The sequence below is a fragment of the Microbacterium deferens genome (assembly GCF_045517775.1).
Classification (GTDB): domain Bacteria; phylum Actinomycetota; class Actinomycetes; order Actinomycetales; family Microbacteriaceae; genus Microbacterium.
Genome location: NZ_JBEUWT010000001.1, coordinates 2,116,689 through 2,126,983, shown reverse-complemented (window position 1 = coordinate 2,126,983; position 10,295 = coordinate 2,116,689). Strand labels below are relative to the sequence as shown.

Sequence of the window (10,295 nt, the reverse complement as noted above, 5' to 3'; positions counted from 1 at the left end):
TCCCTGAGACTGCGCCTGCGGCCCCGGAGACTGCGCCTGCGGCCCCGGAGCCTGCACCTGCGGTCCCTGAGCCTGTCGAAGGGAGATCAGCGCGATGAGCTCGGCGCGCGCGGCGGGGTCTGCCAGTTCGCCTCGGGCGGCGATCGTCACGGTGGTGGCGTTCTTCTGCTGCGCACCGCGCATCGTGACGCACTCGTGCGAGGCGTCGAGCACGACGAGCACCCCGCGCGCGTCGAGCGACGCTGCGATCGTGTCGGCGATCTGCTCGCCGAGGCGCTCCTGCACCTGCGGGCGGGCGGCGAGCACCTCGACGACCTTCGACAGGGCGCCGAGGCCGACGACCTGCTCCCCCGGAAGGTAGGCGAGGTGCGCCACCCCGCGGAACGGCAGCAGGTGGTGCTCGCAGATCGAACGGAAGTCGACCCCGCGCAGCATCACCGCGCCCGACGGTACGGTCTCGGGCGCCGGACCCCGCGAGATCGAGATCGTATGCGCGAGCGGAGCCGCAGCATCCTCACCGACCCCTGCGAAGAACTCTCCGTAGGCGTCGGCTACCCGCTCGGGCGTCTGGCGCAGCCCCGGTCGCTCGGGGTCTTCGCCGATCGCTTCGAGCAGCTCCCTGACAAGAGAGCGCACGCGCTCCCGGTCGACGGTCATCGGCCGGGCCTACGCGGTCGCCGGTCGAGCCTGTCCGCTCGGCTGGCGACGCGGGGCCTTCTCGGTCTGCGCTTCGGCCTCGGTGTTCGCCGCGACCCCTGCCGGCTGAGCGCGACGGGGCACGTCGACCGGCGGCAGCTGCGAGACGGGGCGGCCGTCGGAGGACAGCCACTGCGGACGCGGGGGCAGGCGGGTGATGTCGGTGAAGATCTCGGCGAGCTCGAGGTGGTCGAGGGTCTCCTTCTCGAGGAGTTCCAGCGCGAGGCGGTCGAGGATCTTGCGGTTCGAGTTGATGACCTCGTACGCCTCGTTGTGCGCCTGCTCGATGAGCGCGCGCACCTCGGCGTCGACCCGCTCGGCGATGCGCTCCGAGAAGTCACGGCCGTGGCCCATGTCGCGGCCCATGAAGACCTCGCCCGACGACGACCCGAGCTTCACGGGCCCGACGTCGGTGGTCATGCCGTACTCGGTGACCATCTTGCGCGCGATGCTCGTCGCCTTCTCGATGTCGTTCGACGCGCCCGTGGTGGGGTCGTGGAATACGATCTCCTCGGCGACGCGGCCACCCATCGCGTAGGTGAGCTGGTCTTGCAGCTCGTTGCGGGTGATCGAGTACTTGTCGTCGAGCGGCAGCACCATCGTGTAGCCGAGCGCCTTGCCGCGGGGAAGGATCGTCACCTTCGTCACCGGGTCGGTGTGGTTCATCGCCGCCGCCGCGAGAGCGTGACCGCCCTCGTGGTAGGCCGTGATCAGCTTCTCCTTGTCGCGCATCACGCGGGTGCGGCGCTGCGGACCGGCGAGCACGCGGTCGATGGCCTCGTCGAGGGCGCGGTTGTCGATCAGCTGCGCGTTCGAGCGCGCGGTCAGGAGCGCCGCTTCGTTCAGCACGTTCGCGAGGTCTGCACCGGTGAAGCCGGGGGTCTTGCGGGCCACGACCTCGAGGTCGACGCCGTCGGCGAGGGGCTTGCCGCGGCCGTGCACCTCGAGGATGCGCTGGCGGCCCTTGAGGTCGGGCGCGTCCACACCGATCTGGCGGTCGAAGCGGCCCGGGCGCAGAAGCGCGGGGTCGAGGATGTCGGGGCGGTTGGTCGCCGCGATGACGATGACGTTCGCCTTGGGATCGAAGCCGTCCATCTCGACGAGCATCTGGTTCAGCGTCTGCTCGCGCTCGTCGTGCCCGCCGCCCATGCCGGCGCCGCGGTGACGGCCGACGGCGTCGATCTCGTCGATGAAGATGATCGCCGGGGCGCTCTCCTTGGCCTGGTTGAACAGGTCGCGCACACGGCTGGCACCGACGCCGACGAACATCTCGACGAAGTCCGAACCCGAGATCGAGTAGAACGGCACGCCGGCCTCGCCGGCGACCGCACGGGCGAGGAGCGTCTTACCCGTTCCGGGAGGGCCGTACAGCAGCACGCCCTTCGGGATGCGGGCGCCCACGGCCTGGAACTTCGCGGGATCCTTCAGGAAGTCTTTGATCTCTTCGAGCTCTTCGATCGCCTCTTCGGCACCCGCGACGTCCTGGAACGTGACGGTCGGGCTCTCCTTCGAGACGAGTTTCGCCCGGGACTTGCCGAACTGCATGACCTTGCTGCCGCCGCCCTGAGCGCTGGAGAGCAGGAACCAGAACAGCAGACCGAGGATGAGGAGCGGGATCATCAGCGACAGGATGCCGTCGAAGAACGACGGCCGCGGCACGACGTCGTTGTACCCGTCAGCGGGGTTCGCGGTGTCGATCGCGTCGACCACCTCGATCGCGCGCGCCGAGACGTAGTAGAACTGCACCTCGTTGGCGCCCTCGTAGGGCTGGTTCAGCGTGAGGTCGACGCGCTGGTCGCCGTCGGTCGTGGTGGCCTCGGAGACGGTGCCGCCCTTGAGGAGCTCGAGGCCCTCCTGGGTCGAGATCTGCCGAGCGCCGTTGAGGCTCGTGATGAGCCAGAAGCCGACCAGAAGGAGCAGACCGATCACGACGATGTAGAGGATCGGGTTGCGCGTGAGCTTCTTGAAGTCCATGGTGCGGGGCGACGCCCGGGCCCCTTTCGTCAGGATTCCACCGGTTTACGGTGAAATCAGGGTACAGCGGGGTCTCTATGGGCGGACTGTGCATTCGCCCACGGCGTACGCGCCTCAGCTGTAGACGTGCGGCGCGAGCACCGCGACGTCGCGCAGGTTGCGGTACTTCTCGGCGTAGTCGAGGCCGTAGCCGATGACGAACTCGTTGGGGATGTCGAACCCGACGTAGCGGCAGTCGACCTCCACCTTCATCGCGTCGGGCTTGCGCAGAAGCGCCAGCACCTCGATCGACTCCGCCCCCCGCGAGGCGAAGTTCTCGAGCAGCCAACTGAGGGTGAGGCCCGAGTCGATGATGTCCTCCACAATGAGCACATGGCGCCCATGGAGGTCGGTGTCGAGGTCTTTGCGGATCTGCACGACACCGCTCGAGCGCGTACCCGTGCCGTACGACGACACCGCCATCCAGTCCATCTGGATGTGCAGCGGGAGGTGGCGCGCGAAGTCGGCCATGACCATGACCGCGCCCTTCAGCACACCGACGAGGAGGAGGTTCTCGCCCTCGTAGTCGCGGGCGACCTGCTCGGCGAGCTCGGCCAGCTTGTCTTGGATCTGCTCCTCGGTGATCAGTACCTCGGTGATGTCGTCAGAGATCTGGTCGGCGCGCATGGATCGAGTTTAGGCGCTGGCCGGGGCGTGCCCCGTGGCCGCGAACACGATCCGCCCGCCGATGCGGCGTGCCGAGCAGCCGGGCAGATCGATCGGACCCTGTCCCGCCCAGTCGGTGGCGAGACGCGCGACATCGAGCGTCTGCGACCGCGTGAGGCTCTCGCCGAACTCGCTCGAGACGACGAGGCGGATGATGCGGTGGCGTAGCGCCGCCGGATTCGCGGCCAGGGCCGCGGCCGAGACCGAGATGCCCGCCTCCGCGTGCTCGACGATGTCTTCGATCGTCTCGTCGATCATCTCGGCGAAGGCCTCGGCGTCTTCGCGCAGCTGCTCGGCGGTGCGCGCGAGCGCCTCGGCGATGCCGGGGCCCAGCTCGGCCTCGAGCACGGGCAGCACGCGCTCGCGCACCCGCACCCGGGAGAAGCGGGGCTCGGCGTTGTGGGGGTCGTGCCAGGGATCGAGCCCCTCCGCCGCGCACGCGGCCACCGTCGTCGCACGACGCACCCCGAGCAGCGGACGCCACCACCGTCCGGAGTCGTCGACCCGCTCGGGCGCCATGCCCATGAGGCTCGCCGCCCCCGAGCCGCGCGCCAGCCCGAGCAGCACGGTCTCGGCCTGGTCGTCGAGGGTGTGCCCGAGCAGCACCGCCTCGGCGCCGCGCTCGCGGGCGGCGTGCGAGAGCGCGGCGTAGCGGGCGCGGCGGGCGGATGCTTCGGGGCCGCCCTCGGCGCCCACCTGCACCGCGACCACCACGGCGTCGAGGCCGAGAGCGCGAGCGGCGGCGGCGGCGCGTTCCGCAGCATCCGCCGATCCCTCCTGCAGCCCGTGATCGACGGTGACCGCCGTGGCGGCGATGCCGAGCTTGGGCGCCTCGAAGGCGACGGCCGCGGCGAGCGCGAGCGAGTCGGGTCCGCCCGAGAGGGCGACGACGACGGATGCGGGGCGGGAGGTCTGCAGCGCGGTGCGCACGGCACGGCGCACGTCGGCGACCGCGGGGTCGAGGCTCGGACGAACGGGCATCCGCTCACGGTACCGGCCCGCTCGCGCGCCCACGACGCACGGCCGGGGCAACCGGCCTCTCGCACCAACTCAGGCTGGAGGGGGCGGCCCTCGGGCGCATCGCCGGGATCGCGGGGCGGCCGCCGCCGGGCGGCGCGATCAGCCTGAATTACGGCGCGCGACCGCGCAACACACCCCCGGGTCGAGCCCACGGTTAGATGTAGGCATGCTCACCGATCGCCCGCTCTCCGAGCTGCGTACGTTCCAGTCCGATGTCGAAGATCCGGCGGATTTCGACGACTTCTGGGCACAGACCCTCCAAGAGGCGGCCGACCGCGCCACCCCGACCGTGCTCGAGACGGTGGAGACGGGGATGCGGCGCGTGAGGGTCTCGGACGTCACCTTCAGCGGCTACGCCGGCGATCCGGTGCGCGCCTGGCTCGTGACGCCGGCCGACGCCGACGAGCCGCTGCCGGTCGTGATCGAGTACGCCGGATACGGCAGCGGGCGCGGACGCCCGATCACCCACCTGTGGGCCGCGGCCTCGGGGTGGGCGCACCTGGTGATGGACGTGCGAGGTCAGGGCGCCGGACGCGGGTCGGCGGTCGGCGCGACCCCCGACCCGCACGGCTCGGCGCCCGCGCACCCGGGGGTCATGACGCGAGGCATCGAAGACCCGCGCACCTACTACTACCGCCGTCTGCTCACCGATGCCGTTCGAGCCGTCGACGTCGCGCGCGACCTGCCGGGCATCGACCCCGATCGCGTGGCCGTCGTCGGAGGCAGCCAGGGCGGCGCCCAGGCGATCGCCGCCGCGGCGCTCCGACCCGACGTGAGCGCGGCCGTCGCCTTCGTGCCCTTCCTGTCCGACGCCGCGCGCGCGACGCTCATCACGGATGCCGCGCCCTACTCCGAGATCGCGGGGTACCTCACCTCGCAGCGGTCGCGCGTCGAGCAGGTCGTGCGGACTCTGTCGTATGTGGACGGGGTCAACTTCGCTCGGCGGGTGCGCACCCGCATCCACTACTCCGTCGCGCTGATGGACCCGATCTGCCCGCCGTCGACGGTCTTCGCCGGGTTCAACGCCAACGCCTCGGCCGACAAGACGATCGACGTGTGGCCCTACAACGGGCACGAGGGCGGCGGACCCGAAGACCGCGAGCGCGCGATCGGCGTCATCGCCGAGTCGTTCGCCGCCTGAGAGACGACAGTCGGCCGCACTAGGCTGGGCGGCGGAAATCCACTGATCTAAGGAGCACGAGCATGGGTGCGTACGACGCCGTCATCGAGATCCCGCGCGGCAGCCGCGTGAAGTACGAGGTCGACCACGGCACGGGGCGCGTGTTCCTCGACCGCATCCTCTTCACCGCCTTCGGCTACCCCACCAACTACGGCTTCTTCGAGAACACCCTCGGTGAGGACGGCGACCCGCTCGACGTGCTCGTGCTGCTCGACCACGACATCTACCCGGGCGTCGTCGCGAAGGTTCGCCCCGTCGCCGTTCTGAAGATGAGCGACGAGGCGGGCGGCGACGACAAGGTCGTCGCCGTGCTGTCGAAGGATCCCCGCTGGGCGCACATCCAGGACGTCGGCGACATCGCCGAGGAGCTCCGCAACGAGATCGGCCACTTCTTCGAGCACTACAAGGACCTCGAGCCCAACAAGTGGGTCAAGGTCGACGAGTGGGCGGGCGCGGCCGAGGCCGAGCGTCTCGTGCAGGAGGCGTTCGCGCGCTTCGAGGAGCACGAGGGTCAGACCAAGACGCAGGGTGCGGGCGAGGCTCCGAGCACGCTCTGACACACGTCGGAACGAGAAGAGCCCGGTCGGCGACGACCGGGCTCTTCTCGTTTCGACGATCAGACCGAGATGCCTCGGGCGCGCAGGAACGGCGCGGGGTCGATGGTGCTGCCGTTCTGGTAGACCTCGAAGTGCAGGTGGCAGCCGAAGACGTTGCCGGTGAGGCCGACGAGGCCGACGGCCTGCCCGGATGACACCCACTGGCCGCGCGAGACGAGGATGCGGCTGTTGTGGGCATACCCCGTGGCGAGGCCGCCGCCGTGGTCGACGCGCACGTAGTTGCCGTAGCCGCCGTTCCAGCCGGCGTAGGTCACCGTGCCGCTGTTGGCCGCGAAGTTGGATGCTCCGCATCCCGCACCGAAGTCGAGGCCGAGGTGGTACGACGTCGAGCAGTAGCTCGGCGTGCACTGCGAGGAACGCGGGCCGTACCACGAGCTGACCCACGCCGACGACGGACGAGACCAGCCGGACCCGACGACCTGGCCGCCGCCTCCACCGCCTCCGCCGCCGCCTCCACCGGAGTTGCCGCCGCCGCCGCCACCTCCGCCGCCTCCGCCACCGCCACCGCCACCTGAGTTGGCTGCAGCTGCGGCGGCTGCCGCGGCAGCGGCGGCGGCTGCAGCAGCGGCACGCTCACGCTCGCGCTGTTCGGCGGCTGCGCGCTCGGCGGCCTCCCGCGCGAGGCGGGCCTGGCGCTCGGCTTCGACACCGGCTTCGTAGTCGGCGACGGTCTTCGCCGTATTGTCCTGAAGGGCCGCGAGCTGCGCCGTGAGCGTCACCTGGTTGGCCTGCTGCGCCGCGAGGGCTGCCTGCGCAGCATCCGACGCCTGCTGGGCCGCGACCATCTTCGACTCGGCCTCCTGCTTGAGGCGGTCGCGCTCGGCGCGCTTGTCTTCGGCCTGGTTCGTGAGGTTCTGCGCGGCGTTGCGGGCGGCGACCGCGTTGGCGTACACCGACTGGTTGCGCTCGAGAAGCTTGTCCATCGTGCCGAGGCGCGACAGCAGGTCATCGGCGGATGCTGCGGAACCGGCGAAGAACAGTTCGAGCGAGGCGTCGTCGCCGCCCTTGCGGTACAGCTGGGCTGCGACGCGTCCGGCCTGGTTCGCCGCAGCGGTCGCTTCTGCGCCCTGCGCGTCGGCCTGGGCCTGCAGCTGGTCGGCCTCATACGCGGCGTCGAGGAAGGCCTGCTGAGCGGCGTAGTAGACGTCGGACGCCGTCCTCGCCTCGGCCTCCGTGCGCGCAACGTCGGCCGACAGGCCCGCGATGAGGCCTTGGATGCGAGTGATCTCGGCGGCTTTCGCAGCCTCGCTGGCCTTCGCGCGTTCGACGTCGGCCCACGAGGGGTAGGTCGCGGCGAAGGCGCTGGGGATCATCGGGCCACCCACCGCTCCGCCGATCGCGCCGAGCGCGACGACGCTCAGGCCGCCGGAGGTGAGGAGGGTGCGCCGGTTGACCGCGGGCCACAGAGTGCGGCGCTCGCGTTCGGTCGGCGCGCATCCGCAGTCGTCTGCGTCGTCCAAGCGCTCGAGCGTCACAAGATGCCTATCGTCGAGGGGGTCTTAACTTCGAACACACTAGCAACACCCGTCACACCGACAACAGGGCGGATTATCGGGCGCGTGCCAGGTTCATCCTGGGCGCCGAACCCGCGGATCGACGCACGACGCGCCCTCGATTGGCGCATCGGCGACAGATTACGTATGCTTGAGCGTCGGCAAGCGTAAGCCTGCAGAGTCGCTCGGCCCCATCGTTTAGCGGCCTAGGACGCCGCCCTTTCACGGCGGTAGCACGGGTTCGAATCCCGTTGGGGTCACTCGAACCGATATAACTGAATAAGCATGGCCCTGTAGCGCAGCTGGTTAGCGTGCCGCCCTGTCACGGCGGAGGTCGCGGGTTCAAGTCCCGTCAGGGTCGCTCCGAGCGACAGGCTCTTTGTTCCTCCTTTTCGAGGGAAGACAGAGAGCCTTTCGTCTAGGACGCGGCGTTTCACATGCCGCGCGGCTCTGTAGCTCAGTTGGTAGAGCGCACGACTGAAAATCGTGAGGTCACGGGATCGACGCCCGTCGGAGCCACACGGATGACCGTTACAGTCATCCCAGAAACCCTCGCCTAGCTTCTACATGGCGGGGGTTTTGCTTTTCCCTGTCAGCGAGTTCGCTTGTGCGGTCGACGCGAATGGCTCACCACCCGCGGCCCGCCTCGCCTCGTTGCACAGCGAGGCGCATACGCCGCAGCCATAGACCGAGCTCGCCGCTGCGCCGGAGTCAGTCCTCGGCGGCCTCGAGCTCGCGCAGACGACGCAGCTTCGCCCACGGGTAGAACGCGATCCAGGCGATGGACGCGATCGAGCCGCCCATGATCATCGATGCGATATCCATACCGGCCACCCTATGAAACTCGGAACGCCCCGGCCAACGAGGCGACCGGGGCCGCTCCCCGCCGAGGGCACCGACGAGCCGACATAGGCTGGCGCCCGTGACGCACCGGCCGCCCCTCCACATCGGCGCTCGCACGATCGGGGCGGTGCGGGTCGGGGTCGCAGTCACGGTCGTGCTGGTGCTCGTGTACGCCTACGCGCTGCGGATCGGAGCCGGCGATTCGAACCCGTTCGACTTCTTCGGGTACTTCACGAACCAGACGAGCCTGCTCGCCGCGATCGTTCTCGGCACCGTCGGTGGCCGCCTCGTCGCCGGCCGGCCCGTCCCGTCGTGGCTCACGACCGCCCGCGCTGTCGTGACGGCCTACCTGATCGTCGTCGCCGTGGTCTACAACGTCGTCGTCCCCGGCACCGGCTCGGCACCCCCGTGGGTGAGCTTCCTGCTCCACGGGGTGTTCCCCGTCGTGGTGCTGCTCGACTGGATACTCATCGGCGATCGATCGCGACTGCCGTGGCGGGTGCTGTGGACGCTCCTCCCGTACCCGGCCGTCTGGCTCGCGGTCGTGCTCATCCGCGGGGTCACCGACGGGTGGGTGCCCTACGGGTTCCTGCTCCCCGGGCGCGGGCTCCCGTCGCTGACGGCGCACATCGTCGGTCTCATCGCCGCGATCGTCGCCTCCGGCGCCGTCGTGTGGGCGCTCAGTCGGACGAAGCCACGGGTCGTTCTCGCGCACCCACGTCGATCACGGTGATCCCGCTGGGGGCGCGACCCTCGGCCATCTCCGCGATCGCTTCCGGCACCTCGTCCAGGCCGATGCGCCGCGTGATGAGATCCGCCGGTCGTAGAGCACCCGAGACGACCATCTCGATCAGCTCGGGATAGGCGGATGCTGCCATCCCGTGCGATCCGCGCAGGGTGAGCTCGCCCGCGATCACGGCAGACATGGGGATGCGCGGATCTTCCGCGAGGAGGCCCACCTGCACGTGTCGCCCCTGCAGGCCCAGGGAGAGCACGGCGGCGATCACCGCATCCTCCCGTCCGAGCGCGTCGACCGACACATTCACGCCGCCGTCGACGGCGTCGCGGACACGGGCGGCGATCGCTTCGGGCGACAGCCCCGATGAGTCGATCACGAACGCCGCCCCGAGCTCGCGAGCCCGAGCGAGGGCGGTGGCGCTGATGTCGACGGCCACGACGGTCGCCCCGAGCGCCCGAGCGATCATGATCGCGCTGAGACCGACCCCGCCGCATCCGATCACCACGACCGTCTCGCCGGCGACCACCTCACCCTGGTGGACGAGAGCCCGGAAGGCGGTCGCGAAGCGGCATCCGAGAAGCGCCGCGACGCCGCCGTCGATGGCGTCGGGCAGGGCGATCAGGTTGGCCTCGGCGTCGTGCAGGGCGACATACTCCGCGAAGGAGCCCCAGTGGGTGAACCCCGGCTGCGTCTGGTTCGGGCACACCTGCCCCTGACCGGCACGGCACTGCGCGCACGACCCGCAGGACGACACGAACGGCACCGTAACGCGATCACCGACCGCGAAGCGCGTTACCCGCTCGCCGACGGCATGGACGACGCCCGACAACTCGTGCCCCGGCACGTGCGGCACCGTCACGCCCGAGTCGTGCCCGAGCCACGCGCTCACGTCGCTGCGGCAGAGCCCGGTCGTCTCGACCCGCACGACGACTCCGCCCGGCGACGGCTCGGGAATCGCGACGTCGGCCACCCGCGGCATCTCGCCGAACTTCTCGAAGACCACAGCCCGCATCAGGTTCCTCTCGTGT

8 protein-coding genes, 3 tRNA genes and 1 pseudogene are annotated in these 10,295 nt (G+C 70.2%); 6 read left to right on the top strand and 6 right to left on the bottom strand.

Translation table 11 applies throughout. The annotated features are described in order from the left end of the window. Positions 1 to 81: 81 nt before the first annotated feature. The 4 genes and pseudogenes from folE to tilS form a co-directional block, all read right to left on the bottom strand. Positions 82 to 657 (bottom strand): annotated as a pseudogene (folE, locus tag ABTU82_RS10010) (GTP cyclohydrolase I); the annotation flags it as partial. A gap of 9 nt (positions 658 to 666) precedes the next feature. After that, positions 667 to 2,670, bottom strand: coding sequence for an ATP-dependent zinc metalloprotease FtsH (gene ftsH, locus ABTU82_RS10005; RefSeq protein ID WP_116647208.1), 2,004 nt, complete (start codon positions 2,668 to 2,670; stop codon positions 667 to 669). A gap of 114 nt (positions 2,671 to 2,784) precedes the next feature. After that, on the bottom strand, positions 2,785 to 3,336 hold the full coding sequence (gene hpt, locus ABTU82_RS10000; RefSeq protein WP_116647207.1) for a hypoxanthine phosphoribosyltransferase: 552 nt from the start codon (positions 3,334 to 3,336) through the stop codon (positions 2,785 to 2,787). 9 nt (positions 3,337 to 3,345) lie between these two features. Further along, the gene (tilS, locus tag ABTU82_RS09995; protein WP_407173207.1) at positions 3,346 to 4,356 is read right to left on the bottom strand and encodes a tRNA lysidine(34) synthetase TilS; all 1,011 of its coding nucleotides are present in this window, start codon (positions 4,354 to 4,356) and stop codon (positions 3,346 to 3,348) included. A gap of 205 nt (positions 4,357 to 4,561) precedes the next feature. Here tilS and ABTU82_RS09990 point away from each other — a divergent pair, with 205 nt between their 5' ends. Both ABTU82_RS09990 and ABTU82_RS09985 read left to right on the top strand, forming a co-directional pair. After that, positions 4,562 to 5,536: an acetylxylan esterase gene (locus ABTU82_RS09990; RefSeq protein ID WP_407173206.1), complete on the top strand. Its 975-nt coding sequence runs from the start codon at positions 4,562 to 4,564 to the stop codon at positions 5,534 to 5,536. Positions 5,537 to 5,598: 62 nt separating this feature from the next. Then, positions 5,599 to 6,132, top strand: a complete 534-nt coding sequence (locus ABTU82_RS09985) for an inorganic diphosphatase (protein WP_116647204.1) — start codon at positions 5,599 to 5,601, stop codon at positions 6,130 to 6,132. Between the two features lie 59 nt (positions 6,133 to 6,191). Here the strand turns inward: ABTU82_RS09985 and ABTU82_RS09980 are convergent, their stop codons facing one another. Then, positions 6,192 to 7,652 carry a peptidoglycan DD-metalloendopeptidase family protein gene (locus tag ABTU82_RS09980; RefSeq protein WP_407173205.1) on the bottom strand — a complete coding sequence of 487 codons (1,461 nt, stop codon included), beginning with the start codon at positions 7,650 to 7,652 and terminating at the stop codon, positions 6,192 to 6,194. Positions 7,653 to 7,872: 220 nt separating this feature from the next. On the opposite strand from ABTU82_RS09980, the gene ABTU82_RS09975 reads away from it, so the two are divergent. From ABTU82_RS09975 to ABTU82_RS09960, 4 genes are all read left to right on the top strand, one after another. Further along, positions 7,873 to 7,945, top strand: a tRNA-Glu gene (locus ABTU82_RS09975). A 27-nt stretch (positions 7,946 to 7,972) separates the two neighbouring features. Beyond that, positions 7,973 to 8,046: transfer RNA gene (locus ABTU82_RS09970), tRNA-Asp, on the top strand. Positions 8,047 to 8,131: 85 nt separating this feature from the next. After that, positions 8,132 to 8,204 (top strand) — tRNA-Phe (locus tag ABTU82_RS09965). A gap of 403 nt (positions 8,205 to 8,607) precedes the next feature. Continuing rightward, positions 8,608 to 9,261, top strand: a complete 654-nt coding sequence (locus tag ABTU82_RS09960) for a Pr6Pr family membrane protein (protein WP_407173203.1) — start codon at positions 8,608 to 8,610, stop codon at positions 9,259 to 9,261. On the opposite strand, the gene ABTU82_RS09955 is transcribed toward ABTU82_RS09960, so the two are convergent. Beyond that, entirely contained in the window at positions 9,209 to 10,279 is a 1,071-nt protein-coding gene (locus ABTU82_RS09955; protein WP_407173202.1) for an alcohol dehydrogenase catalytic domain-containing protein, read from the bottom strand. The two genes, ABTU82_RS09960 and ABTU82_RS09955, sit on opposite strands and share 53 nt — an antisense overlap. Positions 10,280 to 10,295 lie beyond the last annotated feature (16 nt).